Annotated in this window: 24 protein-coding genes; 12 read left to right on the forward strand and 12 right to left on the reverse strand. The window is 64.2% G+C overall.

All coding sequences use genetic code 11. The features are described 5' to 3' along the window. Window positions 1–6: 6 nt before the first annotated feature. Window positions 7–1,008, forward strand: a complete 1,002-nt coding sequence (locus WIN67_RS29060; RefSeq protein ID WP_268561812.1) for a hydrolase — start codon at window positions 7–9, stop codon at window positions 1,006–1,008. Further along, window positions 1,001–1,831, forward strand: a complete 831-nt coding sequence (locus WIN67_RS29065; RefSeq protein WP_110652432.1) for an AraC family transcriptional regulator — start codon at window positions 1,001–1,003, stop codon at window positions 1,829–1,831. Before WIN67_RS29060 ends, WIN67_RS29065 begins: the two co-directional genes overlap by 8 nt. 152 nt (window positions 1,832–1,983) lie before the next feature. Here the strand turns inward: WIN67_RS29065 and WIN67_RS29070 are convergent, their stop codons facing one another. Continuing rightward, window positions 1,984–2,838, reverse strand: coding sequence for a sulfurtransferase (locus WIN67_RS29070; protein ID WP_110652433.1), 855 nt, complete (start codon window positions 2,836–2,838; stop codon window positions 1,984–1,986). A gap of 33 nt (window positions 2,839–2,871) precedes the next feature. Continuing rightward, window positions 2,872–3,543, reverse strand: a complete 672-nt coding sequence (locus WIN67_RS29075; RefSeq protein WP_102881181.1) for a TetR/AcrR family transcriptional regulator — start codon at window positions 3,541–3,543, stop codon at window positions 2,872–2,874. Window positions 3,544–3,688: 145 nt separating this feature from the next. On the opposite strand from WIN67_RS29075, the gene WIN67_RS29080 reads away from it, so the two are divergent. The 5 genes from WIN67_RS29080 to WIN67_RS29100 all read left to right on the forward strand — a co-directional run bounded on the left by WIN67_RS29080 (window position 3,689) and on the right by WIN67_RS29100 (window position 8,444). Further along, window positions 3,689–5,119, forward strand: coding sequence for a coniferyl aldehyde dehydrogenase (locus WIN67_RS29080; RefSeq protein WP_102862099.1), 1,431 nt, complete (start codon window positions 3,689–3,691; stop codon window positions 5,117–5,119). Window positions 5,120–5,146: 27 nt separating this feature from the next. After that, window positions 5,147–5,692 carry a twin-arginine translocation pathway signal protein gene (locus WIN67_RS29085; RefSeq protein WP_339070370.1) on the forward strand — a complete coding sequence of 182 codons (546 nt, stop codon included), beginning with the start codon at window positions 5,147–5,149 and terminating at the stop codon, window positions 5,690–5,692. A gap of 175 nt (window positions 5,693–5,867) precedes the next feature. Next, entirely contained in the window at window positions 5,868–7,463 is a 1,596-nt protein-coding gene (locus WIN67_RS29090) for a GMC family oxidoreductase (protein WP_267269066.1), read from the forward strand. Between the two features lie 115 nt (window positions 7,464–7,578). Next, window positions 7,579–8,058 (forward strand): pantetheine-phosphate adenylyltransferase, encoded by a 480-nt coding sequence (coaD, locus tag WIN67_RS29095; protein ID WP_003195136.1) that lies wholly within the window; start codon window positions 7,579–7,581, stop codon window positions 8,056–8,058. A gap of 134 nt (window positions 8,059–8,192) precedes the next feature. Then, window positions 8,193–8,444 (forward strand): YfhL family 4Fe-4S dicluster ferredoxin, encoded by a 252-nt coding sequence (locus WIN67_RS29100; protein WP_011064042.1) that lies wholly within the window; start codon window positions 8,193–8,195, stop codon window positions 8,442–8,444. Window positions 8,445–8,528: 84 nt separating this feature from the next. On the opposite strand, the gene mutM is transcribed toward WIN67_RS29100, so the two are convergent. Together mutM and WIN67_RS29110 are read right to left on the reverse strand one after the other, a co-directional pair. Then, complete coding sequence (mutM, locus tag WIN67_RS29105) at window positions 8,529–9,341, reverse strand: bifunctional DNA-formamidopyrimidine glycosylase/DNA-(apurinic or apyrimidinic site) lyase (RefSeq protein ID WP_102862102.1); 813 nt, start codon at window positions 9,339–9,341, stop codon at window positions 8,529–8,531. 33 nt (window positions 9,342–9,374) lie between these two features. Then, the gene (locus WIN67_RS29110; RefSeq protein ID WP_162884160.1) at window positions 9,375–10,187 is read right to left on the reverse strand and encodes an HDOD domain-containing protein; all 813 of its coding nucleotides are present in this window, start codon (window positions 10,185–10,187) and stop codon (window positions 9,375–9,377) included. 214 nt (window positions 10,188–10,401) lie between these two features. On the opposite strand from WIN67_RS29110, the gene WIN67_RS29115 reads away from it, so the two are divergent. Then, entirely contained in the window at window positions 10,402–11,598 is a 1,197-nt protein-coding gene (locus tag WIN67_RS29115; protein ID WP_102862104.1) for a class I SAM-dependent rRNA methyltransferase, read from the forward strand. 212 nt (window positions 11,599–11,810) lie between these two features. Here the strand turns inward: WIN67_RS29115 and WIN67_RS29120 are convergent, their stop codons facing one another. Then, complete coding sequence (locus WIN67_RS29120) at window positions 11,811–12,377, reverse strand: hypothetical protein (protein ID WP_268561828.1); 567 nt, start codon at window positions 12,375–12,377, stop codon at window positions 11,811–11,813. A gap of 313 nt (window positions 12,378–12,690) precedes the next feature. Here WIN67_RS29120 and ilvD point away from each other — a divergent pair, with 313 nt between their 5' ends. Continuing rightward, window positions 12,691–14,532 carry a dihydroxy-acid dehydratase gene (gene ilvD, locus WIN67_RS29125; protein ID WP_339070372.1) on the forward strand — a complete coding sequence of 614 codons (1,842 nt, stop codon included), beginning with the start codon at window positions 12,691–12,693 and terminating at the stop codon, window positions 14,530–14,532. Window positions 14,533–14,680: 148 nt separating this feature from the next. Here the strand turns inward: ilvD and WIN67_RS29130 are convergent, their stop codons facing one another. The 4 genes from WIN67_RS29130 to WIN67_RS29145 form a co-directional block, all read right to left on the reverse strand. Then, window positions 14,681–15,904, reverse strand: coding sequence for an SGNH/GDSL hydrolase family protein (locus WIN67_RS29130; protein WP_339070373.1), 1,224 nt, complete (start codon window positions 15,902–15,904; stop codon window positions 14,681–14,683). A gap of 1 nt (window position 15,905) precedes the next feature. After that, window positions 15,906–17,057 (reverse strand): SGNH family hydrolase, encoded by a 1,152-nt coding sequence (locus WIN67_RS29135; RefSeq protein ID WP_339070375.1) that lies wholly within the window; start codon window positions 17,055–17,057, stop codon window positions 15,906–15,908. Next, on the reverse strand, window positions 17,044–18,444 hold the full coding sequence (locus tag WIN67_RS29140; protein ID WP_240322051.1) for an MBOAT family O-acyltransferase: 1,401 nt from the start codon (window positions 18,442–18,444) through the stop codon (window positions 17,044–17,046). The genes WIN67_RS29135 and WIN67_RS29140 overlap by 14 nt, the downstream gene beginning before the upstream one ends. Before the next feature lie 366 nt (window positions 18,445–18,810). Then, window positions 18,811–19,866 carry a haloacid dehalogenase-like hydrolase gene (locus tag WIN67_RS29145; protein ID WP_110594309.1) on the reverse strand — a complete coding sequence of 352 codons (1,056 nt, stop codon included), beginning with the start codon at window positions 19,864–19,866 and terminating at the stop codon, window positions 18,811–18,813. Window positions 19,867–20,106: 240 nt separating this feature from the next. On the opposite strand from WIN67_RS29145, the gene WIN67_RS29150 reads away from it, so the two are divergent. Further along, complete coding sequence (locus WIN67_RS29150; RefSeq protein WP_102881188.1) at window positions 20,107–21,498, forward strand: L-cystine transporter; 1,392 nt, start codon at window positions 20,107–20,109, stop codon at window positions 21,496–21,498. Between the two features lie 56 nt (window positions 21,499–21,554). On the opposite strand, the gene WIN67_RS29155 is transcribed toward WIN67_RS29150, so the two are convergent. Further along, window positions 21,555–22,067: a dihydrofolate reductase gene (locus WIN67_RS29155; RefSeq protein ID WP_110594308.1), complete on the reverse strand. Its 513-nt coding sequence runs from the start codon at window positions 22,065–22,067 to the stop codon at window positions 21,555–21,557. Between the two features lie 96 nt (window positions 22,068–22,163). Between WIN67_RS29155 and WIN67_RS29160 the strand changes: the two genes are divergently transcribed. Next, complete coding sequence (locus tag WIN67_RS29160) at window positions 22,164–23,543, forward strand: DUF2868 domain-containing protein (RefSeq protein ID WP_339070376.1); 1,380 nt, start codon at window positions 22,164–22,166, stop codon at window positions 23,541–23,543. After that, window positions 23,536–24,915, forward strand: a complete 1,380-nt coding sequence (locus tag WIN67_RS29165; protein ID WP_339070377.1) for a GTPase/DUF3482 domain-containing protein — start codon at window positions 23,536–23,538, stop codon at window positions 24,913–24,915. Before WIN67_RS29160 ends, WIN67_RS29165 begins: the two co-directional genes overlap by 8 nt. 125 nt (window positions 24,916–25,040) lie before the next feature. Here WIN67_RS29165 and WIN67_RS29170 read toward each other — a convergent pair whose 3' ends face one another. Further along, window positions 25,041–25,589, reverse strand: coding sequence for a phosphonate degradation HD-domain oxygenase (locus WIN67_RS29170; RefSeq protein ID WP_339070378.1), 549 nt, complete (start codon window positions 25,587–25,589; stop codon window positions 25,041–25,043). Further along, complete coding sequence (locus WIN67_RS29175) at window positions 25,589–26,722, reverse strand: TIGR03364 family FAD-dependent oxidoreductase (RefSeq protein WP_339070379.1); 1,134 nt, start codon at window positions 26,720–26,722, stop codon at window positions 25,589–25,591. Before WIN67_RS29175 ends, WIN67_RS29170 begins: the two co-directional genes overlap by 1 nt. Window positions 26,723–26,782: the final 60 nt, after the last annotated feature.

Here is a 26,782-nt window from a genome sequence, read left to right on the forward strand (position 1 = left end):
CCCCCCGTGCCCAACTCGCCTGATCGTTTCATCCCCGCCTTCGGCCTTGGCAACCCGCACCTGCAGACGCTGTGGGGTCCGCTGTGGCGCCCGACCACCCACCTTGAGCGCCAGCGCGAACGTCTGTGGCTGGATGACGGCGACTTTCTCGATCTTGACTGGCACGGCCCCCATAGCGCCGAGGCCCCGCTGGTGCTGGTGCTGCATGGGCTGACCGGTTCTTCCAACTCACCTTATGTGGCCGGCCTGCAACAGGCCCTCGCCGCCCGAGGCTGGGCCAGCGCAGCGCTGAACTGGCGCGGCTGCTCCGGCGAACCCAACCTGCTGCCCCGCAGCTACCACTCCGGCGCCAGCGAAGACCTGGCTTCAGTCATTGCCCATCTGCGGGCCAAGCGCCCCCAGGCACCGCTGTACGCGGTGGGCTACTCCCTGGGCGGCAATGTGCTGCTCAAGTACCTGGGGGAAAGCGGCAGCGCCAGCCCGCTGCAAGGGGCCACGGCGGTGTCGGTGCCGTTTCGCCTGGACCAGTGCGCCGACCGCATTGGCCAGGGGTTCTCCAAGGTCTATCAGGCCCACTTCATGCGCGAGATGCTGGCCTACATCAAGGACAAGCAACGCCAGTTCCAGCACGACGGCCGCCATGAAGGCCTGGCGACCCTGGCGCAACTGGGCCCGCTGACCAAGATGCGCACCTTCTGGGACTTCGATGGCCGGGTCACCGCGCCGCTGCATGGCTTTGCCGATGCCCAGGACTACTACCGCCGCGCTTCCAGCCGCTATTACCTTGGGGAAATCCGCACCCCGACCCTGATCATCCAGGCCGCGGACGATCCCTTTGTGTTCCCCCACAGCCTGCCCGAGGCCGGCGAACTGTCCGCCAGTACCCAGTTCGAACTGCAGGCCAAGGGCGGCCACGTAGGCTTTGTCGGAGGCAGCCTGAAACACCCGAGCTACTACCTGGAACAACGCATCCCGCAATGGCTGACCGGCCTGGACCGCCATGGATAAGCCCGCCCGGGAGTCGATCCGCTTCTGGCAGACCGCGCCCCTGGCCGGGGTCGAGTTGCTGGCCGCGCGCTACATCGAACAGCGCTTCGTGCCCCACGTGCACGAGGGTTATGTGATCGGCATGATCATGGCTGGCGCTCAGCGCTACCGCTACCGCGGGGCCGAACACCTGGCGGGCAGCGGCACCCTGGTGCTGATCAACCCGGACGAATTGCACACCGGGGCCAAGGGTGTTGAAGACGGCTGGCTGTATCGGGCCTTTTACCCGGACAACCGGCAGATTCTCGGCTTGCTGGATGAACTGGAACTGCCCAGCGGCAGCCTGCCGGCCTTTGGCGCCACCCTGTATCGGGACCCGGATCTGGTGCAGGGTTTTGCCCGCCTGCACCACCTGCTGGAAAGCCCGGCCACCGCCCTGCAACAACAGACCCAGTGGCGGGAAATGCTGCTGATGCTGTTGCAGCGCCACGCCGGAGTCCGGGCACTGGGTGAACCTGGGCAGGAACACCGGGCGATTGTCCAAGCCAAGGAACTGCTGCGCTCGCAACTGGCCGCACCGCCGTCATTGGAAGAGTTGGCGGCGGCGGTAAACCTGTCGCCGTTCCATTTCGCCCGGGTGTTTCGCCGGACCACCGGGATTGCGCCCCATACCTGGTTGATGCAACAGCGCATCGCCAAAGCCCGGGCCTTGTTGCGCGATGGCTGCCTGCCGCTGGCAGTGGCGACACAGTTGGGATTTGCCGACCAAAGCCATCTGAGCCGGCAGTTCAAGCAGGTGTATGGGGTGACGCCGGCAGCTTATCGCAGCGCCGTTCTGCAGTAGGGCGACGCGGCTTTCGCGAGCAGGTTCGCGCCTGCTGCCGCCAACGCGTCCCTGTCGACGCTTTCGCGAGCAAGCTCGCTCCTACAGGTTCGCGGGGGCCTGCGGGCCGTAGGAGCTGGCTTGCCAGCGAAGAGGCCGACGGGGGCAGCCCGTCAATCGCCGGTGGCGACAGGCCGCTGGGCATCGGTGATCCATTCGCTCCACGACCCGGCATACAGGCGCCCCAGCGGGTAGCCGGCCAGGCACAAGGCGAACAGGTTGTGGCAAGCGGTGACGCCAGAGCCGCAGTAAGCCACCAACTGCTCCGGGGAGCGTCCTGCGAGCTTTTGCGCGAATCGCTGCTTGAGTCGGTCGGCCGCAAGGAAGCGCCCGTCCTCGCCCAGGTTGTCGGTGAATGCCGCGCATTGGGCACCGGGAATATGCCCGGCCACCGGATCGATGGGCTCCACCTCGCCACGAAAACGCGGCAGGCCACGGGCATCCAGCAGGGTCAGGTCCGCCTGACCCAGGCGCTGGCGCAAGTGCTCGGCATCCAGCAGCAGACTGTGGTCGGGCTGGCCGGCGAACCGGCCCGGCACGGTTTGCGGTGCATCCAGGCTCAGGGGCAGGCCCGCGGCGTGCCAGGCTTTGAGGCCGCCATCGAGAATGAACACGCCATCACGCTTGCCCAACCAGGCCAGCAACCACCAGGCGCGGGCAGCGTAGGCACCGGGGCCGTCGTCATAGAGCACGATCTCGCTGTCGTTATCGATGCCCCAGGCCTGCAGGCGGGCCACCAGTTGCGCCGGCTCCGGCAACGGATGCCGGCCGGTCACGCCCTTGACCACCGGCGCGCTCAGATCCCGGTTCAGATCGGCGAAATGCGCCCCGGCGATATGCCCGTCGGCGTAACTGCGCTGGCCGTAATCCGGGTCTTCCAGAGCAAAGCGACAATCCAGAATCACCAGGCCGGGCTGTTGTTTTTTCTGGTCCAGGGCAAGCGGGCTGATCAACTGCGCGAGGGGCATAGCGGGCTCCTGTGAGTAAGTCGGAGATTGATCCTACTGCACTTCTTCCAGGGCTTGGGCCAGCGGCACGTAAAACTCTTCGAACAGGCCGTTGACCGCTTCCCGGGCCTGCTCGGTGACAAAACCGGCTTCCAGCACCAGCACCTGATAGACGCCGCGCTTGATGGCTTCCTCGCTCAGGTGGGTGGAGTTCTCCCGAGTGGTGCACAGAAAACGCACCCAGGAGGTGAGGATGATCCAGGCATTGAGGGTCAGGGATTCGATCTGCACCTTGTCCATGGCGACGATCCCGGCGTCGACGAAACGTCCGTAGATGGCCATGCCCTGGATCAGGCAACGCTGGGAGAAGCGCCGGTAGCGAGCCGCCAGTTCGGCGTCGCTGTCCAGCAGGTGTTCCAGGTCGCGGTGCAGGAAGCGATAGCGCCACATGGCCGCCAGCAGCGCCTGCAGGTAATAGCGCTTGTCTTCGACGGTGACCGCACGCCCGGGGGGCGGGCGCAGGAAGCTGTCCACCAGACTCTCGTACTCGGCGAACAACACGGCGATGATCGCCTGCTTGTTGGGGAAGTGGTAGTACAGGTTGCCCGGAGAAATCTCCATGTGCGCAGCAATATGGTTGGTACTGACGTTGCGCTCGCCCTGTTGGTTAAACAGCTCAAGACTGAACTGAACGATGCGCTCGCGGGTTTTTATACGTGGGGCCATGGGCGTGGGCTTTAATCAGAAGGCTGGGGTGCATCTTACGTTCTATCCCCCTGTGGATAAATCGCGACCGGCACCGGATGGTATTTGACAATTTAGAGCATAAGCTCTAAAAAACTAGCCACCCTATAAAAACCGGAGCCCGTCCATGTCTGCCGAAATCGCTTACCTGCAGGATTCCCTTCAGCAACAGGACGAGCTGCATGCGCTGTTCGAAGCCCAGCGCCGGGCCTTCGCCGCCAATCCCATGCCACCGGCCGCACAACGCCAACAATGGCTCAAATCACTGCAGAACCTGCTCGACACCGAACGCCAGGCACTGATCGATGCCATCAGCCAGGACTTCAGCAACCGCAGCGCCGATGAAACCCTGCTGGCCGAGCTGATGCCCAGCCTGCATGGCATTCACTACGCCAGCAAGCACCTGAAAAAATGGATGAAGCCGTCTCGTCGCGCCGTCGGCCTGGCCTTCCAGCCAGCCTCGGCCAAGGTGGTTTATCAGCCGCTGGGGGTGGTGGGCGTCATCGTGCCGTGGAACTACCCGCTGTACCTGTGCATGGGCCCGTTGGTGGGGGCCCTGGCCGCCGGCAACCGGGTGATGCTCAAGCTCAGTGAATCAACCCCGGCCACCGGCCAGTTGCTCAAACAGTTGCTGGCCCGGGTATTCCCCGAGGATCTGGTGTGCGTGGTGCTGGGCGAAGCCGAAGTGGGCATGGCCTTCTCCAAGCTGCGTTTCGATCATCTGCTGTTCACCGGCGCCACCAGCATCGGCAAGCACGTGATGCGCGCAGCGGCCGAAAACCTGACCCCGGTGACCCTGGAGCTGGGCGGCAAGTCCCCGGCCATCGTGTCCCACACCGTGCCCCTCAAGGACGCCGCCGAACGTATCGCCTTCGGCAAGACCCTGAACGCCGGGCAGACCTGCGTCGCCCCGGACTACGTGCTGGTGCCGGAAGAGCGCATCGGAGCCTTTGTCGAAGCCTATCGCCAGGTGGTGCGTGGTTTCTTCCCGACCCTGGCGGACAACCCCGACTACACCGCGATCATCAACCAGCGCCAGTTGACCCGGCTCAACGGCTACCTGAGCGACGCCACCAGCAAGGGCGCGCTGTTGGTGCCGCTGTTCGAACAGAGCCAGGAGCGGCGCCTGGGCCATAGCCTGCTCTTGAATGTCACCGACGACATGACCGTGATGCAGGACGAGATCTTCGGTCCGATCCTGCCCATCGTGCCCTACAAGACCCTGGACCAGGCCCTCGCCTATATCACCCAGCGTCCGCGCCCCCTGGCCCTGTACTACTTCGGCTACGACAAGTCCGAACAGCAGCGGGTGCTCAACGAAACCCACTCCGGCGGCGTGTGCCTCAACGACACCCTGCTGCATGTGGCCCAGGATGACCTGCCGTTTGGTGGTGTCGGCCCTTCCGGCATGGGCCACTACCACGGGCATGAAGGCTTCCTGACCTTCAGCAAGGCCAAGGGAGTGTTCATCAAGCAGCGCTTCAACGCGGCGCGCCTGATCTACCCGCCTTATGGAAAATCGATCCAGAAACTCATCCAGAAGCTGTTCATTCGTTAACCAGTACATCGCCGGGTAATAACAACAATGACCCCTAGCCTGTCTGAAACACCCGCGCTGTCACGGCGCGGATTGCTGAAAATCAGCCTTTGCGCCAGCGCCTTCCTGGCCACCGCGGGACTGGGCGCGAGCCTCAGCGGTTGCTCCGCCAGCACGCCCGCCAGCGGCTTCGCCATGCTGCGCAGCAATGACCTGCCGTTTTTGCGGGCGCTGATCCCGGTGATGCTTGAAGGCGCCGTGGCGGCGGACAAGATGCCCGCCGCCATCGACGGCACCCTGGCCAACCTGGACAACGCCCTCAATCACCTATCGCCGGAAATGTTCAAGCTCACCCAGCAGTTGTTCGATGTGCTGGGCATGGCGGTCACCCGCGGCCCGCTGACGGGGATCTGGGGCAGTTGGGAAAGCGCCAGCGCCGAGGCCATCCGCAACTTTCTCAGCCGCTGGGAAAACAGCTTCCTGGCCCTGCTGCGCATGGGTCATGCCTCGTTGCTGCAACTGGTGATGATGGCCTGGTACACCCGCCCTGAGTCCTGGGCCCATTGCGGTTATCCCGGGCCACCGAAGGTCTGACCGGCTTTTGTAGCCGCCGCCATAGGCTGCGCGCGAGCGCTTAGGTTCGTGGGGCGATGGGGCAGCGGCTGGGGATCGTCAAGCAAGGCCCTGCGGGCCTTTTCGCAGCTTCGCAGGCTCAGCAGCGGCTACAGTGGATCCGCGCCGAGCCTTCAATAATAAGAGAGCGTCCGATATGCCTGTACCTGATCTGTTCCGCGAAGGCCTGAACCGTGGCTGGAAAACCTACAACGGCTCGCAGCTGGAGCAGGACCTGACCCTGGAAGCCGATGTCGCCATCATCGGCAGCGGCGCCGGTGGCGGTACCACCGCCGAAATCCTCAGCGCCGCCGGCTACAAGGTGCTGTTGATCGAGGAGGGCCCGCTCAAGACCAGCGACGACTTCAAGATGCTGGAGGACCAGGCCTACACCAGCCTCTATCAGGAAGGCATCGGGCGCATGAGCAAGGACGGCGCCATCACCATCCTCCAGGGCCGCGCCGTGGGCGGCACCACCCTGATCAACTGGACATCGAGCTTCCGCACTCCCGACCCGACCCTGGAACACTGGGCCAGGGAACACGGGGTGGTGGGCCACAGCTCGGCGGAGATGGCCCCCTGGTTCGAGAAAATGGAGCAGCGCCTGGGGGTGGCGCCCTGGGTCATGCCGCCCAACGCCAACAACGACGTGATCCGCAAGGGCTGCGAAGCCCTGGGCTACAGCTGGCACGTGATTCCGCGCAACGTCCGTGGTTGCTGGAACCTGGGCTATTGCGGCCTGGGCTGCCCCACCAATGCCAAGCAATCGATGCTGGTGACCACCATTCCGGCAACCCTGGAGAAAGGCGGCGAGCTGCTGTACCTGGCCCGGGCCGATCGCCTGGTGCTCAAGGGTGACCAGGTCAGTAGCCTGCAATGTGTGGCCATGGATGCCCGTTGCGTGGCGCCCACGGGACGAACCATCACCGTCAAGGCCAAGCATTACGTGCTGGCCGGTGGCGGCATCAACAGCCCCGCCCTGCTGCTGCGCTCCGATGCCCCGGACCCGCATTCGCGCCTGGGCAAACGCACCTTCTTGCACCTGGTGAATTTCTCCGCCGGCCAGTTCGACGAGGTGATCAACCCGTTCTACGGCGCGCCGCAATCGATCTACTCCGACCATTTCCAGTGGCAGGACGGCACCACCGGCAAAATGTCCTACAAACTCGAAGTACCGCCCCTGCAACCGGCCCTGGCCAGTACCCTGCTAGGCGGTTTCGGGCCGCAGAGCGGGTTGTCCATGGAGCAACTGCCCCACACCCACGCCATGCTGGCCCTGCTGCGGGACGGCTTCCACCCCGATAGCACCGGCGGCAACGTCGAGCTGCGTGGTGACGGCACCCCGGTGCTCGACTATCAGGTCTCGCCCTACGCCTGGGACGGTCTGCGCCGGGCTTTCCACAGCATGGCGGAGATCCAGTTCGCCGGCGGCGCCAAGGCGGTCAAGCCGTTGCACAGCGACGCCCGCTTCGCCAAGACCCTGAATGAAGTCCGCACCCAGATCGACGGCCTGGACCTGGCGCTGTACCGCACCCGCCTGGGCAGCGCCCACGTGATGGGTGGCTGCGCCATGGGCGAAGACCCGAAAAACGCCGTGGCCGACAGCCTCGGGCGTCACCATCAATTGCGCAATCTGTCGATCCACGACGGTTCGCTGTTTCCCACCAGCATCGGTGCCAACCCACAGCTGTCGGTCTACGGCCTGACCGCGCAACTGGCCACGGCCCTGGCGGAGCGCTTGAAAACGGCGTGAAAAAGCGGGGTATTTTCGTCGTCTATAGTGCTTTCTTCCCTAAAAGGCGACTTGGCCGACCGGGAAGGCTGCGATACCATCCGACTCCCCAACGGATTCCCGCCAGGACGACGCGATGAACCGAGTGTTGTACCCAGGTACCTTCGACCCTATTACCAAGGGCCACGGCGATCTGGTCGAGCGCGCCTCCCGGCTGTTCGACCACGTGATCATCGCCGTTGCCGCCAGCCCCAAGAAAAACCCGCTGTTCCCCCTGGAACAACGCGTGGAACTGGCGCAAGAGGTGACCAAGCACCTGCCCAACGTTGAAGTCGTCGGCTTCTCCACCCTGCTGGCGCACTTTGCCAAGGAGCAGAACGCCAATGTCTTTCTGCGGGGCCTGCGAGCGGTTTCGGACTTTGAATACGAGTTCCAGCTGGCCAACATGAACCGCCAACTGGCGCCGGACGTGGAAAGCCTGTTCCTGACGCCGTCGGAGCGCTACTCGTTCATTTCCTCGACGCTGGTTCGTGAAATTGCTGCCCTGGGTGGCGATATCACCAAGTTCGTCCATCCGGCCGTCGCCGATGCACTGACCCTGCGCTTCAAGAAATAAGCCGTGCGGCCCCGCAGAGGGGCCCTTGCCAGGCGTCAGCCATCGCGCCCGCGTGCACTGCGGGCGTCAATACGGCACAATTGCGCGCATTCGTTTTTACATGCCCGGGCCTGCCGCCCAGGCCGGAGTCCCCCATGTCCCTGATCATCACCGACGATTGCATCAACTGCGACGTCTGCGAACCCGAGTGCCCCAACGCGGCCATCTCCCAAGGCGAGGAGATCTACGTCATCGATCCGAACCTGTGCACCCAGTGCGTCGGCCACTACGACGAGCCGCAATGCCAACAGGTATGTCCGGTGGATTGCATTCCGCTGGATGAGGCGCGTCCGGAAACCGAAGAAGAGTTGATGGCCAAGTACCGGAAGATCACCGGCAAGGCTTGAGGAATTCAGCGGCCCTTCAGGGCATTTTCGCCGGCAAACCGGCTCCTACGGCGTTCGTAGGAGCCGGATTGCCGGCGCAGCTTCTCAGCGCTGGCAACGTGGGCAGTAGACGCTGGCCCGCTGGCCCAGCTTGATCTCCCGCAGCCCCGTGCCGCAGACCTTGCAGTGCTCCCCGCCACGTCCGTAGACGAACAGCTCCTGCTGGAAGTACCCAGGCTGGCCGTCGCCGCCGATAAAGTCGCGCAAGGTGGTGCCGCCCCGCTCGATGGCCGCCGCCAGGATGCGTTTGATCTCGATCGCCAGTTGCAGATAGCGGGCCCGGGAAATGCCCTTGGCTTCACGACGTGGATCGATGCCTGCGGCGAACAGTGCCTCGGTCGCATAGATATTGCCCACCCCCACTACCACCGCGTTGTCCATGATGAACGGTTTGACCGCCATGGAGCGTCCCCGGGATAGCTGGAACAGGCGCTCACCATCGAACAGGTCGGTCAGCGGCTCCGGCCCCAGGCGCGCCAGCAGCTCGTGGTTCAGCGGGTCCAGGCTCCAGAGCATGGCGCCAAACCGGCGCGGGTCGGTGTAGCGCAGGGCCAGGCCCGATTCCAGTTCGATATCCACATGTTCGTGCTTGGCCGCCGGCAGGCCGATTTCCACCAGGCGCAGATTGCCCGACATGCCCAGATGACTGATGAGGGTGCCGACCTCGGCATTGATCAGCAGGTACTTGGCCCGACGATCCACCTGGACGATGCGCTGCCCGGACAGGCGCACATCCAGATCCTCGGGGATCGGCCAGCGCAAACGCCGGTCACGGACGATGACCCGACTGACCTTCTGGCCTTCCAGGTGCGGTGCGATCCCGCGCCGGGTGGTTTCGACTTCAGGTAATTCAGGCATGTCCGCCCCTGGTACTCATTGCGAAATGAACGATCAGTGTGCGCCCAGCTCGCGCACGGTTTCCTTGAGGTTCTCGAAGTCGTAATCCGACAGACCGACGTAGTCGAGAATCAGATGGCCGATGCTGTTCCACTCGTGATCTTCCACCTGGTTGCCCAGCACCCGGTAGGACGCACAGATGTGCTCGGCCATTTTCAGGATCGCCAGCAGGTTCTTCAGCTGGCTGTTGCGCGAGGACTCGTCGCTGAAGATCGCCAGGGCGTTGTGGTGATTGGCGATGGCATTGGTCACATGCTCCGGCAAGCGCCAGGACTTGGCGGTGTAGTACCCCACCACCGCGTGGTTGGTGTTGAAGGCACGGTTTTCCGTATCCACCACCCGCTGCTCCGGCCCGGCACTGCCATAGGCCTCTTCCAGCACGCTCATGTAGTCGGGGAAACGCTTGAGCATCAGCGGCACGCCGCAGTCGTGGAACAGCCCCAGGGCGTAGGCTTCATCCACCGCCTGGGAGCCGGTGCGCTTGGCCAGGGTCAGGCAGGTCATGGCCACATCCTGGGCGGTGTCCCAGAAGCGGTTGAGGGTGACGATGGTTTCATCGCTCATCTCGCCCTTGATCGACTGCGCGTTGATCAGGTTGATGATCGAGCGGCTGCCCAAGAGATTCACCGCGCGCTGGATCGAGGCAATCTTGTTGCTCAAGCCGTAATACGGCGAATTGACGATCTTCAGCAGCGCGCCGGACAGGCCCGGGTCCTGGGATATCAGCTTGGCAATCACTTCCAGGTCGGGGTCGGGCATGTACTGCTCCATCTGCAAATCCACCATGATTTGCGGTTGAGGCGGCACGCTGATGCCTTGCAGGGCCTGCTGAATCTGTTCGGCTGATAGCTCTTGGGACATAAGTACACACTCTGGCTGAGGCGGCGATTCTAACCTCTAACGAGCCAATGTTGGGCGAACGGACAGGAACTTTACCCTGCGCCTTTAGCCGCAGGTCCATTGGCCGTCGCTGAAGTTGCGCAGCAAGGTATAATCGCGCCCTTTTTTCCGGAGCGACGTCATGTCCCTGCCAAGCCTGCGCCTCAAAGCCAACGCCGATCGCCGCCTGCGCGCCGGCCACCTGTGGGTCTACAGCAACGAAATCGATGTAGCCGCCACCCCTCTGCACGGCTTCAAGGCAGGCGACCAGGCGGTACTGGAAGCCGCCGGCGGCAAGCCCCTGGGCGTCGTCGCCATGAGCCCGAACAACCTGATCTGCGCCCGCCTGCTGTCCCGGGACGCCAAGCTGGCCCTGGACAAATCGCTGCTGGTGCACCGCCTGAACGTGGCCCTGTCCCTGCGCGAGCGCCTGTTCGACAAGCCGTTCTACCGCCTGGTCTACGGCGACTCCGACCTGCTGCCGGGCCTGGTGGTCGACCGTTTCGGTGACATCCTGGTGGTACAGATCGCCTCGGCGACCATGGAAACCCACAAGGACGACGTGATTGCCGCCCTGACCCAGGTGCTCAAGCCCAGCGGCATCCTGTTCAAGAACGATTCCGCCGCCCGTGACGCCGAAGGCCTGAACCGCTACGTCGAAACCGTGTTCGGCCTGGTGCCGGAGTGGGTTGCCCTGGAAGAGAACGGCGTCAAGTTCGAAGCCCCGGTGATCCAGGGCCAGAAAACCGGCTGGTTCTACGACCACCGCATGAACCGCGCCCGCCTGGCGCCGTACGCCAAGGGCAAGCGCGTGCTGGACCTGTACAGCTACATCGGCGGCTGGGGTGTGCAAGCCGCGGCGTTCGGCGCCAGTGAAGTGTTCTGCGTCGATGCCTCGGCCTTCGCCCTCGATGGCGTGGAGCGCAACGCTGCGCTGAACGGTTTCGCCGAGAAAATGACCTGCATCGAAGGCGACGTCTTCGAAGCCCTGAAAGAACTGAAAGCCAGTGAAGAGCGCTTCGACGTGATCGTTGCCGACCCACCCGCCTTCATCAAGCGCAAGAAAGACCTGAAGAACGGCGAAGGCGCCTACCGCCGCCTGAACGAGCAAGCCATGCGCCTGCTCAACAAGGACGGCATCCTGGTCAGCGCCTCGTGCTCGATGCACCTGCCCGAGGACGACCTGCAGAACATTCTGCTGACCAGTGCCCGTCACCTGGACCGCAATATCCAACTGCTGGAACGCGGCGGCCAGGGCCCGGATCACCCGGTGCACCCAGCCATCCCGGAAACCCGCTACATCAAGAGCATCACCTGCCGCCTGCTGCCTAACAGCTGAGCCCGGGCCGACGGCCACTCCCGCCTAGCGCGGGAATGGCCACCGCCCTCGATTGACTTTGCACGACCACGGTTCGATTCTCGGCAGCTTCTCAAGGACCGAGAGCACCACACCATGGGCCACTCCCCCGCCACCCCGAACAACACCTCGGTAGTCATTCTGCTGCTGAGCGCTGCCGCCCTGGGCCTGAACAGCCTGGTCAATCGTCGCTATCAGGGCGCTTGCGTCTGAAGATCGCGCAGACGGCACAAATCCCTGAGGTACAGCAGGAAGGAAAACGCCAAGGGCGGGCCAGTGAAGTAGCGCAAGGACAAAAACCCGCTCTTGAAGGGGTCCAGATGGTGCTCGCGGGTCCAGAAATCGAACAACGCCTGCACCAGCCACGCAGCGCAAAGAGCCACCAGCATCCAGGCTCCGTCCCCCAACAGCCGTCGTTTAAAACCGTCACGTCCCGGCAGCCAGCTGGCGCTGAGTAGCGTCATCAGCAGCAGGAACGCCACCACGCTGTAGATCACCCCGCGGGTAAAGGGCAACTCACTGCAGGCCTGCACCACGACCGCCGCCGCAAAGGCCAGCAACAGCGCGGCCTTCCAGGTGCGCCACTGGCGCCGCTGCCCGGCCAGCAGTTGCACGAAGCCGCCGCCCGTCAGCAGGGCCGCGCCCACCACGGCCATGGTGCTGCCGGGCCAGTCGCTATAGAGCACCAGCCACATCAGCATCAGCCCTTGCAGCAGGCCCGTGCCGAGGTAGAACCTCAGGGATCGCATGTTCGCGGACATTCCAGCTCCATTGGAAGGTGATCGAGGGGCGGCGAGTCTAAACCAGGAGCGGCCAGGCGGGCAGCCTCCCTCTCAGATCCTGGCAATCGCACGCCACAGAGCGGCCACGGCATTCCTTCCTGACGCCAGCGGTGTAGAATCGGCGAATTCATCGCCAGTCATCCCCCGGCGGGTTTATGAGCTCAGGCTGAGGCGCGCGGCGATCCCGCGGCGTCATCGGCAGCTTTCGGACACACGGCCATTTCTGAGTGTTCCCAAGGTCAATAGAAGCTCACTCCCCATTTGTTCCCTGATTAGCCGCCCGGAGTGCTCCATGCCTGATTACCGCTCGAAAACATCCACCCACGGCCGCAATATGGCCGGTGCTCGCGCCCTGTGGCGCGCCACGGGGATGAAAGATGACGACTTCAAGAAGCCGATCATCGCCATTGCCAACTCCTTCACCCAGTTCGTCCCGGGGCACGTGCACCTGAAGGACCTGGGTCAGCTGGTGGCCCGTGAGATCGAACGCGCCGGTGGCGTGGCCAAGGAATTCAACACCATCGCCGTGGACGACGGCATCGCCATGGGCCACGACGGCATGCTGTATTCCCTGCCGAGCCGCGAGATCATCGCCGACTCCGTGGAATACATGGTCAACGCCCACTGCGCCGACGCCATCGTCTGCATCTCCAACTGCGACAAGATCACCCCCGGCATGCTGATGGCCGCCCTGCGCCTGAACATCCCGGTGATCTTCGTTTCCGGCGGCCCGATGGAAGCCGGCAAGACCAAGCTCGCCAGCCACGGCCTGGACCTGGTGGACGCCATGGTCATCGCCGCCGACTCCAGCGCTTCTGACGAGAAGGTTGCCGAGTACGAGCGCAGCGCCTGCCCGACCTGCGGTTCGTGCTCCGGCATGTTCACCGCCAACTCCATGAACTGCCTGACCGAAGCTCTGGGCCTGGCCCTGCCGGGCAACGGTTCGACCCTGGCCACCCACAGCGACCGCGAAGAGCTGTTCCTGCGGGCCGGGCGCACCATCGTCGAGCTGTGCCAGCGCTACTACGGCGACAACGACGAGTCGGTGCTGCCGCGCAACATCGCCAACTTCAAGGCGTTCGAGAACGCCATGACCCTGGACATCGCCATGGGCGGTTCCACCAACACCATCCTGCACCTGCTGGCCGCCGCCCAGGAAGCCGAGATCGACTTCGACCTGCGGGACATCGATCGCCTCTCGCGCCACGTGCCGCAGCTGTGCAAAGTGGCGCCGAACATCCAGAAGTACCACATGGAAGACGTGCACCGCGCCGGCGGCATCTTCAGCATCCTCGGCGAACTGGCCCGTGGCGGGCTGCTGCACACCGACCTGCCCACCGTGCACAGCAAGACCCTGGCCGAGGGCATCGCCCAGTGGGACATCACCCAGACCAGCGACGAAGCCGTGCATCACTTCTTCAAGGCCGGCCCGGCGGGCATCCCGACCCAGACCGCCTTCAGCCAGTCGACCCGTTGGGACAGCCTGGACGACGACCGTGAAAACGGCTGCATCCGCAGTGTCGAGCATGCCTACTCGAAAGAAGGTGGCCTGGCCGTGCTCTACGGCAACATTGCCCTGGACGGCTGCGTGGTGAAGACCGCCGGTGTCGACGAGTCGATCCACGTGTTCGAAGGCAACGCCAAGATCTTCGAAAGCCAGGACAGCGCCGTGCGCGGCATCCTCGCCGACGAAGTGAAAGAAGGCGACATCGTGATCATCCGTTACGAAGGTCCGAAAGGCGGCCCGGGCATGCAGGAAATGCTCTATCCGACCTCCTACCTGAAATCCAAGGGTCTGGGCAAAGCCTGCGCCCTGCTCACCGACGGCCGCTTCTCCGGCGGCACTTCGGGCCTGTCCATCGGCCACGCCTCGCCAGAAGCGGCAGCCGGCGGCGCCATCGGCCTGGTGCAGGACGGCGACAAGGTACTGATCGACATTCCCAACCGCTCGATCAACCTGTTGGTCAGCGATGAGGAACTGGCGGCGCGCCGCGTCGAACAGGACAAGAAAGGCTGGAAGCCAGTGGAAGCTCGCCCACGTAAAGTGACCACCGCGCTGAAGGCCTACGCCCTGCTGGCCACCAGCGCCGACAAGGGCGCGGTACGCAACAAGGCCATGCTCGAGGGCCTGTGATCGTCGCCCGCAAATGAAAATGCCCCGCCAAGTGCGGGGCATTTTTTTGGCCTTGCATCGCCCTTGCGGACGCCTTCGCTGGCAAGCCAGCTCCTACAGCAGCATTCGGGGTGCTGGTGGCGCCAGCATAGGAGCCGGTTCCGGGTTCTCAGGGCATGCGTTCGCCCAACTGCCCGCGCAGGAAGCGGTACAGGCCATCGGCACTCTTGCGATAGCCGTCGGCGGTCAGGTGCACCAGGTCGTTGCGCGCCAGGTCGCTGCCCTGCCATTTGCTGATGGAGCAATCCCCGCCCATGAACGCCTGCCAGTCCCAGAACAGGGTGCGACTGGTCTTCGCCACGTCCTTCTGGATCTGCACGATCTGCCGCAGCGGTTGCGGTTGGGAAGCCGCGCAGCTGCCGGCATTGCGGCGCTTGATGGAGTCCGGCGGCCCCACCAGCAGGATCACGGTCTTGGGCAGGTTCTTGCGCAGCAGCCTGACCTTTTCCTGCAACTGGCTGCGGTACAGCTGCAGATCCAGATCGTCATCGAAGGCTTCGTTGGTGCCATAGGCCAGCACCACCATGTCTGGGCGCAGGGCCTTGAGGGTTTCCAGCCAGCCGGGCTGCCACTTGTCCAGCACGTCCAGGCGCGCGCCATTGATGCCCAGGGAGGAGTAGATCACCCCGGCGCTCTTCTGCCCGAGGATGTTCCAGCCGCCCAGGGCCAGGCCCTGGTTGTTGGCCACGTTAAAGTCCAGCGGCAGGGTCAGGTTGTTGAACGGCGGGCTGAAGCGCCATTGGCCCCCGGTGGCGGCCAGCATGCGGCTGCTTTTGTTGAGGTTGTCCCGAGCAGTCAGGGTGTTATTGCTGGACGCCTGGTACAGCGCGGAAATGCGGTACTGCTGGTTGCTCGGCTGGCGCTCGGCGATATGCACCCGCGCCCCCGGGGTCATCGGCAGCGACAGGTAACCGCCCAGGGGAAACTGGTTGCTCTGCTGGTTGCGCGCCGATACCAGGGACCACTGGCGCTTGGCAGCCCCGAGGATCACCCGTTCATAGCGGGTGCCGGGCACCGGTGTGGCCGCCACGAAACCAATGCCGCCATCGCCGTACTGCGCTTGCAGCAGACGGCGCATCTCGCCGCTGAACAGGTCGGCGGCGGTATGGGAGTCACCCAGTTGCACGATGTTGATGGGGGTGCGGTTGGAGGTGCTGAACTTGCGCGCCAGCAGTGCCAGGTTCGGGTCGGTGCCGGTGGTCACGACTTTCTTGGTTCCGCTCCCGGACCGGGCCAGGGCCGAGGCCGGAGTGGCCTGGACCTCGGTGGTCGGGCTGCAACTGCTCAGCAAGGTAATGCCCAGCAACAGCGCAATGCCTTGCAGTCGCCCCATATCAGTGCTCCGTCAATTGTTGACTGGGAAAATTGATCAGCGAGATCACACGCTCAGCGATCAGCTTCTGCCCAGTGGTGGTGAAATGAATACCGTCGTCGACCCGGGTCTTGACCTTCTTGCCATCGCCGGTGGTGCGGTAATAGGAAAACTCGTCGTTCTGGTAGCCGAGAATCTCGTTGGCCGAGACGAAATGCTGCTGATAGCGCTCGATCTGGCTCTTGTACAGGTCGCTCAGGTAAGCCATGGCCGTAGACAGCTTGGGCTTCTCCATGTTCGGCGGACCGACCCAGATCACTTGCACATTGTGGGCCTGGGCGGTGTCGAGGATCGAATCGATGCGCTGGCGATAGGCTGCTTCCCAGTCCGGGGTCTTGAAACGCAGGAACGGTTTGCCCTTGACCACCGGCATGTCCCACGGATCGTTGGGACCGAGGAAGATCACCATCAGACGGATGTTGGGATTGCTGGCCAAGGTGCTCTCAACGGTCTTGGGCCAGTTGAAGAAGCTCGGGTAGGCAAGGCCAGTGCTCTGCTTGCTGAGGTTGAGGCTCTTGACGTTGTAGCGTTTGCGCAAGGTGTTGGCCATGTGCGGAGCCACGCCCTGCATCAAGGAGTCACCGACGAAGAACACCTCATCCCCCGTGGCCAGGCTGGCCATCAGCGGCGCCGTGCGTCCCGACTCGACCTGAGGCGGATGGCTGACCACAGGAGCCACGGCCACTGGCTGCGGATGCACCGGGGCTGGGACAGGAGCCTGGGTGGCCGTATGGGTCGGTGCCGCGTGCGCAGCACTCAGCGGCGGGTGCTCGGGCGCCGGTCCCGCTGCGACCTTCGGCAACGGCGCAGGCTCTTCGTCCGCGGCTGCTTCAGCCTGGGCCACCAGGCTCAGGTCGGCGCTTGCGGCAAAGCTGCCGACAAAGGCCACCCGGGCATTTTCCAGGGCCTGGTTGAGCTGCGCGCCAAAGCGCCACTGCGGGTTCTGCGACAGCCCCGGGATCTCGCAGTCATCGTGGTACTTCTGCTGGCAGTAGAGACGGATCGACTGCTGGTTGAACCACACCAGTAACAGGCTGGTCACCACCAGGGCATAGAACACCTTGGCTGCGCTGCCGAGGCTGACCGATAAGGGCGAACGGTTAGAAACTGGCATAGATGAACCCCGGCACGCCCGACGGTGAGGCGAAGATGACTACGCAGATGAACAGCCCCAGCGGCACTGGATACAACAGCCATGGCAAGCCGGTGGCGGCGGCGAACAGGCGCTGCAGCAGCGCCACGATCCGTGGGTAGAAGGCGACGAACAACAGGCAGCCCAACAGGCTCAAGGCGCTGCTGGCCAGCCCGCTGAAGGACAGGCCGCCCAGGCCACTGAGCATGTCCATGGCGTCGGACAAGGTCGCGCAGCGGAAGAAGATCCAGGCAAAAGCCACGTAGTGGAAGGTCAGCAGGCGAGCCATCAGATCCGAACCGATCCAGCTCGGCCCCCGGGCCAGCAACGGGCTGCACAGTTTGTACAGCGCCAGGCCAACGCCGTGCAGCGCGCCCCAGATAATGAAGTTGGCGCTGGCGCCGTGCCACAGGCCAGAGATCAGCATCGCCAGCAGCATGTTCAGGTTGCCACGCCACACCGGCCCCCGGTTGCCCCCCAGCGGGATGTACACGTAGTCACGGATAAAGGTCGACAGGCTGATGTGCCAGCGCCCCCAGAACTCCTTGAGGTTGCGCGCCGCATAGGGGTAGTTGAAGTTCAACGGCAGACGAAAACCCAGCAACAGGGCGATACCAGTCACTAGATCGGTGTAGCCGCTAAAGTTGAAGTAGATCAGGAACGAATAGCCGTACACCGCCCGCAGGATCTGCTCGGCCGAGAAGGCCACCGGGCTGTCGAACACCGGGTCGACCCATTCATTGGCCAGCCACGAGCTGAGGAAGAACAGTTTGACCACCGCCACGGCGATCAGGCCCAGGGCCCGTTGCGGCTCCAGCACCTGACGCAACTGCGGCGGGTTGATCTGTTCCAGCATGGGGATCGCCCGGTTCACCGGACCGGCAATCAGGCTGGGGAAAAACGCCAGGTACAGCGCCAGGTCGAAGGGCGAACCCGGCGTCAGCTCTCGACGGTTGATCGACACCAGGTAGCTGACCGAGTGGAAGGCATAGAACGACAGCCCCACCGGCAACAGCACCTCCAGCAGCGGCAACGACACTTCCATACCGAACTGGGCGAAGGCGTTCTGCACCGTGCTGGTGAAGAAATCCTGGTACTTGAACAGGTAAAAGGCCCCGAGCACCAGCAGCAACATCAGGCCATTGACCCAGCCCCGCCCGGGGTAACGCTGGCTCAACAGGCCGAGCAGATACACCAGGGCCGTATAGCCCAGCAGGATGTAGAGAAAGTTCAGGCTGAAGCTGGCGAGGATCGCGTAGCTGGCGGCCAGCAGCAGGCCGTTCTGCAGGCGCAGGCTGAAGCCCAACCCCCAATAAAGAATGAAGAACAGGATGAAACAGAGGCCGAATTCGATCGAGAGATAGCTCACAACGTAGTCCATTACGTGCAGACGGGGACAAACCCGGCACAGGGAGAGCAGGCAGGAGGAGTGGAAACGGGCGCGATTATGGCAGAGGGGGTTTGGCAGTCACAAGTTGAAACATTCTCCGCCTATAGCGGACGCCGGCTCCGCACCGGACGACAGGCGCCCCTTGCAGGAGCTGGCTTGCCAGCGAAAGCGTCCACAAGGGCGATGCCAGATCCAAGGACCTCTTCGCCGGCAAGCCGGCTCCTACGGATGAAAGCGGCTTGGCGGATCGGTTTACCGTAGGACCTGGCTTGCCAGCGAAAGCGTCCGCGAGGACGACGCCAGACGGCAAGCCGGCTCCTACAGAGGGGCGGTGTAGGGGCAGGATTACTGGATGTCTTCGGGCTTGACGATTACCCAGTTCTTGTCCGCCGTCACCGGCAGCCCTTCCTTGGCCTGGGCCGCGGCGTGCTTGGCCATCATGCCGTTGAGCTGGGTCATGTACTTGTCCTTGCGGTTGATCCACAGGTGGATGCCGCCCTTGGCCACGTCCACATCATGGAACAGCATGTAGCCGTCGCTGGTCGGGGTGTCGCCACCTACCAGCACCGGTTTCTTCCACTCGTCGATGTAGGTCAGGATCGCCGCGTGCTTGCCCGCCATCCAGGTGGCCGGGGTCCACAGGTAAGGCGTCAGTTCCAGGCCAAGGTTGGCCTTCTCGTCGTACTTGCCGTCGGTGATCTGCTTGCGCGCGGTGGTCAGGGCGCCGGTCTTGCGGTCCTTGAGCAGGGTGGTCACGCCAATCACGTTCTGCGGCTTGACGTTGTAGCCGTACTTGGGATCGGAGGCGACCATGCGCACCAGTTCTTCGGAGGCGGCGGTCATCACATAGACCTCGATGCCGTTCTCCATCAGTTTGTTGTACAGCTCGGTCTGCCCGGTGAAGACCTTGGGCGGGTTGACCTCGATGGTCTTGACCACGTCACCGTCGTAATAGGTGCTCGGCACCGGCTTGCCGGATGCCATCAGCTCGTCGACGTAGCCCTTGAGTTCCTTGAGGGTGAAGCCGGAGAACACCTGGGCCACCCAGGGGTAGCAGACCATGTCGTCGATTTCACACAGGCGGTAGTAGTAGCTGAACAGACTTTCCTTGTGCTCGGCGGTGTCCTTGAACGGAATCAGTTTCAGCGACGGGTCGAGGCTCTCGCGGGTGATCAGCCCCTTGTTTTCCATGAAGGGCAGCAGGGACTCTTCCAGGTCGTAGCGGTAACTGGTGTTGTCCATGTCGAACACCGCGAAGTTACCCTTGTTGGCGTTGGCCGCGATCATCGCGTCCAGCTGCTTGGCCTGCTCCTGCGGCCAGTGCTTCAACTCGGTGGCGAAGGCCTGGCCGGCAAGGCCCAGGCAGAGTGCAACGGCTAGAAATTTCGGCGCGAACTTCATCTGCGGTTTCTCCCTGAGTGAAAGGTTCGACGCTAACAAATCCCTGTGACAGTTCCCGTCTCTACGCGACCGCTTGCGTCCCGAGAGCGCCAACCACATGCGCCTGAGCGTCAGCCGCTTATTCCAAAAACGACAGTTGCCATGCGATATCGTTATTAATTCAATAGATTTCAAGCTGTTAGGCTTGCCGGTTCGCAATCGCCCTGAGCCGCGATTGACACAAGTCTTATCGGAGCCCCAATGAATCTGCCGCTGATCCTCAACCTGCTGGTGTTCCTGGCCCTGCTGCTGGGCCTGGCACAAACCCGCCACACCACCTGGAGCCTGGCCAAGAAGGTCCTGCTGGCCCTGGTGCTGGGCGTGGTTTTCGGCATCGCCCTGCACAGCCTCTACGGCGCCGGCCACCCGGTGCTCAAGGCCTCCATCAGCTGGTTCGACCTGGTGGGCAATGGCTACGTGCAGTTGCTGCAGATGATCGTGATCCCACTGGTGTTCGCCTCGATCCTCAGCGCCGTGGCCCGCCTGCACAACGCCTCGTCCCTGGGCAAGATCAGCTTCCTGACCATCGGCACCCTGCTGTTCACCACCGCCATCGCAGCGCTGGTGGGCATCGGCCTGACCAACCTGTTCGGCCTCACGGCCGAAGGGCTGGTGGCCGGCACCCAGGAAATGGCCCGCCTGCAAGTGATCCAGAGCGATTACGCCGGCAAGGTCGCCGACCTCAACGTGCCGCAGCTGCTGCTGTCGTTCATCCCGCAGAACCCTTTCGCCGACCTGGCCCGGGCCAAGCCGACCTCGATCATCAGCGTGGTGATCTTCGCCGCCTTCCTCGGTGTCGCGGCGCTGCAGCTGCTCAAGGATGATGCCGACAAGGGTCAGAAAGTGCTCAACGCCATCGACACCCTGCAAGCCTGGGTGATGCGCCTGGTGCGCCTGGTGATGAAACTGACCCCGTACGGCGTGCTGGCGCTGATGACCAAGGTGGTGGCCGGTTCCAACCTGCAGGACATCATCAAGCTCGGCAGTTTCGTGGTGGTGTCCTACCTCGGCCTGGGCCTGATGTTCGTGGTCCACGGCCTGCTGGTGGCCCTGGCCGGGATCAACCCGCTGCGCTTCTTCCGCAAGATCTGGCCGGTGCTGACCTTCGCCTTCACTAGCCGCTCCAGCGCCGCCAGCATTCCCCTGAGCATCGAAGCCCAGACCCGGCGCCTGGGCATTCCCCAGTCCATCGCCAGCTTTGCCGCCTCGTTCGGCGCCACCATCGGCCAGAACGGCTGCGCCGGCCTGTACCCGGCCATGCTGGCGGTGATGGTTGCCCCCACCGTGGGCATCAACCCGCTGGACCCGCTGTGGATCGCCACCCTGGTGGCTATCGTGACCTTGAGTTCCGCGGGCGTGGCCGGCGTGGGCGGCGGCGCGACCTTCGCCGCACTGATCGTACTACCGGCCATGGGCTTGCCGGTGTCATTGGTGGCGCTGCTGATTTCCGTGGAGCCGCTGATCGACATGGGCCGCACGGCGCTGAACGTCAGCGGTTCGATGACCGCCGGCGCCATCACCAGCCAAGTGATGCAGCAAACCGACAAGGCGTTGCTGGACGCCGATGAGCACGCGGAACTGGCTCAGGCTTGATTGACCTCTTCGCCGGCAAGCCACCTCCTACAAGGGACGACTTGCCGGCGAAGCGCTTAACGCTTCTCCCACACCTCGAAGCGGTACGCCGGCTTGTCCCCTTCCGGCGGATTCGGCACATCCGACACCAACTGCCATTGGTCCAGATCGAACGCTGGAAACCAGGCATCCCCTTCCGGGCTCAAGGCCACCCGCGTCAGATACAGACGATCGGCCTGCTCCAGGCCTTGGCTATAGAGCTGCGCGCCGCCTATCAGCATCAGCTCGTCGGCCCCCTGCTCCAGGGCCCACTCCTCGGCCCGGGCCACCGCGGCCGCCAATGACGGATAAACCTCGGCACCTTCGAGCACCAGATCGGTCTGACGACTGACCACGATATTCAACCGCCCCGGCAAGGGCCGGCCCAGGGAGTCCCAGGTCTTGCGCCCCATGATGATCGGCTTGCCCAGGGTCGTGGCCTTGAAGTATTTGAAATCCCCCGGCAAGTGCCAGGGCATGCTGTTGTCGACGCCGATCACGCGGTTTTCACCGAGGGCCGCGATCAGGCTGAGAGGGAGAGATTTTTTCATGCCGGCGAGGATACCAGAGGGCCCAAGCCTGGCAACTTCACCCGACCGCCGCTGCAGCAGTTATGCTCAGCGCACTTTAAAGCGATGGAATGACGCGTGACTGCACTGACTCCCCTGCAACGACTGTGGTTGACCGAAACCGTGCGCCTGCGCGAGGAGCACGCCGGGCCACTGGACGATCAGGAAGCCAACCGCCTGGCCCGCAACCAGGGCGGCGACCTGGCCACCCGCATCCAGACCCGTGCCCTGTGGCTGGCACAGCGCGACGGCCTGCACAGCGCTCTGCTGCACTGGCTGCAAGACGCACGCCTGGCCTTGCTGATGCTGGCAGTATTGGCGGTCCTCAGCGGTGCCGGCCTGGCCTTCAGCGCCCTGGGCAACACCCAGCAACCGGTCAATGTGTTCTGGGCCCTGGGCAGCCTGCTGGGCCTGAACCTGATCCTGCTGCTGAGCTGGCTGATCGGTCTGCTGTTCGCCGGCGAGCACAGCGCCAGCCTGGGCCGGCTGTGGCTATGGCTGAGTGAAAAGTTCTCCCGCGACGCCAAAGCCGCGCAGTTACCACCGGCCCTGCTGCTGTTGCTGCAGCGGCGCAAGCTCAATCGCTGGGCCCTGGGCGCCCTGGTCAACGGCCTGTGGTGCCTGGCCCTGTTCAGCGCCGTGGTCATGCTGCTGTTGCTGCTGACCACCCACCGCTACAGCTTTGTCTGGGAAAGCACCCTGCTGGGCGCCGATGCCTTCGTGGCCATTACCAACACCTTGAGTGCCCTGCCCCGTGGCCTGGGCTTTGGCGCGCCGAGCTTGGCGAGCATCCAGGCCAGCACCCGGGACGTCTACAACACCGAGCTGGTCCGCCAATCCTGGGCCATCTGGCTGGTGGTGCTGGTGGTGATCTACGGCGTACTGCCACGCCTGGTGCTGATGCTGTTCTGCCGCTGGCGCTGGAAACACGGTCTGGCCCGCCTGCAACTGGACCTCAAGCTGCCGGGCTACAGCCAGTTGCGTGAACGCCTGATGCCCAGCAGCGAACGCCTTGGGGTCAACGATGCGGCACCCGAGCAACTGCATCGCGTCGAAGGCGGCGTCAGCGCCCAGGACAGCAGCGGCGCCTTGCTGGTGGCCATCGAGCTGGACGAGCAGCGCCCCTGGCCACCGCAACTGCCGGACAGCGTCAAGAATGCCGGCATCCTCGACAGCCGCGAGTCGCGCAACCGCCTGCTGGAACAGATGAGCCGCTTCCCCCCGGCGCGCCTGGTGATCGCCTGCGATCCGCGACGCTCGCCGGATCGCGGCAGCCTGGGACTGATCGCCGAACTGGCCCGCAGCGCCACGGCCACCCGGGTCTGGCTGCTGCAAGCTCCGCCCGGCCAGGCCCTGGATGCCGACCGCCTGGGCGATTGGCACACCGCCCTGCAGCAGCTGGAGCTGCCGTTCGCCGATTGCGCGCCCCTCAACTGGCTGGAGACCGGTCATGACTGATGCTCGCCAAAAGCCGCTGAAACTGGCGGTGGTCGGCCACACCAACGTCGGCAAGACCTCACTGCTGCGCACCCTGACCCGGGACGTGGACTTTGGCGAAGTCTCCCACCGCCCCAGCACCACCCGGCATGTGGAGGGCGCCCGCCTGTCGGTGGATGGCCAGCCCCTGCTGGAGCTCTACGACACCCCGGGCCTGGAAGACGCCATCGCCCTGCTGGACTATCTGGAGCGCCTGGAACGCCCGGGCGAGCGCCTGGACGGCCCGGCCCGGCTGGCACGCTTTCTCGACGGCAGCGAGGCTCGGCAACGCTTCGAGCAGGAAGCCAAGGTCCTGCGCCAGCTGCTGGCCTCGGACGCCGGGCTCTATGTGATCGACGCCCGGGAACCGGTGCTGGCCAAGTACCGGGATGAGCTGGAAGTGCTGAGCGGCTGCGGCAAGCCGCTGCTGCCGGTGCTGAACTTCGTCAGCAGCGCCGAGCAGCGTGAAGGCGATTGGCGCGAAGCCCTGGCCCGCCTGGGACTGCACGCCCTGGTGCGGTTCGACAGCGTGGCGCCACCGGAAGACGGCGAACGGCGCCTGTATGAAAGCCTGTCCCTGCTGCTGGAGCATGCCCGCCCGGCCTTGCAACGGCTGATCGACGACCAGCAGGCCCAACGCCTGGTGCGCCAGCAAAGTGCGGCACGGCTGATTGCCGAACTGCTGGTGGACTGCGCCTCCTGCCGCCGCAGCGTAGCCAGCGACACTCAGCAGGAACAGCAAGCCATCAGCGAGTTGCGTCAGGCGATTCGCCAGCGTGAACAGCGCTGCGTCGAAGCCCTGCTCAAGCTCTACGCTTTTCGCCCTCAGGACGCCTCGGCCAGCGATCTGCCGCTGCTGGACGGGCGCTGGGGTGACGACCTGTTCAACCCGGAAACCCTCAAGCAACTGGGGGTGCGTGTCGGTGGCGGGATTGCCGCGGGCGCGGCGGCCGGGGCCGGCGTGGATCTGCTGGTGGGCGGCTTGACCCTGGGCGCCGCGGCGTTGGCCGGGGCCATTGCCGGCGGCGCGCTACAGACCACACGCAGTTATGGCAGTCGCCTGCTGGGCAAGCTCAAGGGCCAGCGCGAATTGACCGTGGACGACAGCGTGCTGCGGCTGTTGGCCCTGCGTCAGCGGCAGCTGGTGCAGGCGCTGAACCTGCGCGGACACGCGGCCATGGACAGCATCCGCCTGGCCACGCCGGAGGATAAGAGCTGGCGCGAGGGCAAATTGCCGCCAGCCTTGAGCAAGGCTCGGGCTCATCCGCAGTGGTCGTCGCTCAATCCCCATGCGCGCCTGAGCCAGGCCGAGCGCCAGGAGCAGATCGAGGCGCTGGCTCAACATCTGCTGTAGCCGCTGCCGAGCCCGCGAGGCTGCGCCAAGGGCCGCAGGACCTTCAACACCCCCAAAAGCGGCGCCTCCTGCGGAGCCGTTCGCAGCCTGCGGCAGCGGCTACAAAAACCAAGCCTGAACCACGATCAAAGCAGCGCCAAGGCCTTGTCCTTGAGGATCTGCAGGTCCATCACCGGCACCCACATTTCCTTGGCCTGCTCGTCCCAGTGACGCATGCGCAAGCTCAACGCACACAGCGGGTCGAGTTCAAAGGCCGCCGCCTCTGCCGCGCTCATCACCCCACCCTGATACGCCAGGGTGCGTCGGCTGGCCTCGCTCAGCCGCTGGTAGTACCCCCGCTCCTTGAACGTCAGGTAACGCTTGGCCTGGACGTGGTATTCCACCAGTCGTGCCAGGCGCTCGCTGAAGCCCGCCCGGCGCAGATAATCGGCCCCCAGGCGCTCATGGCTGACCACGCCAAAACCGCCCATGTTCTCGGCATCCTGCTGACAGATGTGCCCGATATCGTGGAAGAACGCCGCCAGCACCACTTCGTCGTCATAACCTTCCGCCAGGGCCAACTGCGCCGCCTGGGACATATGCTCGATCTGCGACACCGGCTCGCCAATGTAGTCGTCATCGCCAAAGCGCTCGTACAGGCCGAAAACCTCGTCAATCACTTGCTGGCGACTCATCACGCCTCCTCCAGTACCCGGACGATATTGCCCTCGGCCATGGCCGGACCGACGCTCATGCCGACCCCGGTGTGCATCAGCGCCACATGAACCCCGGGTGCCGCCTCCAGGAAGGAGAACGGCCCGGGCCCGCGAGCACCATAGACGCCCTGCCAGCGCTCCACCACCTGGACCTTGCAGCCCAGGGTCTGCTCGGCCAGCTCGATCAACCAGTTATCCACCTGTTCGCCATTGAAAGGCGACGGATCGCTGCCGTAATCATGGGAATCGCCGATGATCACCTCACCATAGGGGGTTGGACTGATCAGCAAGTGAATGCCGTGCTCATGCAGGTGTGGCGCTTCACGCAGGATCTGCGCCTGTACGGCGGCCGCTTCCGGCAGATCGGCAAAGGCGCCGTAATGCACGCAACTGAGCCCGGTGAGCAACGCATGTTGCAGGTTCAGGTTGACCTGGGGCCGGGCGCGAAGCATCTGCAAGCGGCAGATCTGCGGTTGCAAGGCGGCGATCTGCTCGGCCAGCAGGGTCTGATAATCGTGCCCCGAACACAGCACGATGCGTGGCGCGTGGAAGCGGCCAGCGGTGCTGTGCAGTTGCCCCGGCTCGATGTCACGCACCAGGGTCGAAAAGTGGAACTGCACCCCCAGGTCGCGGCGCAGGTAGTCGATCAATAGCGGGATGGCTTCCCGGGAATACAGTTGCTGGTCGTCCAGACCGTGCAACGCCGCCCGGTGATGGCGGAATTGACCGCCGTACAGATCATTCAGCGCCGCGCCCTGAAGCAGCTCGACGCGGTAGCCGTGCTCGCGCGCGCGGCCGGCACAGAAGGCCTCCAGCAACTGCTCTTCGGCTTCGCTGCGGGCGAACAGGTAAGAACCGTTGCGCTTGAGTGACAAGCCGGCCAGTTGCTGCCAATCCGCCCAGATCTCTCGGCTGGCACGGGCCAGCTCCAGCATGGGGCCAGGTGGCTGGCCGGTGACCAGGGCCTGGCCGAAGTTGCGCACCGAAGCCCCCAGGGGCGTGGCGCTGCGCTCGAAAACTCGCACCCGCAGACCGCGTTTGGCAGCCGCGTAGGCGTGGGACAGGCCGAGGATGCCGGCGCCGACGATCAGTAGATCGCTGTGATGGGTCATGAGTGGTGTCCTGGTGGGAAGCGCCTTCGCCGGCGAGCCGGCTTCTACAAACCCGGTAGA

This window comes from Pseudomonas idahonensis, from assembly GCF_037903935.1.
GTDB lineage: Bacteria > Pseudomonadota > Gammaproteobacteria > Pseudomonadales > Pseudomonadaceae > Aquipseudomonas > Aquipseudomonas danubii.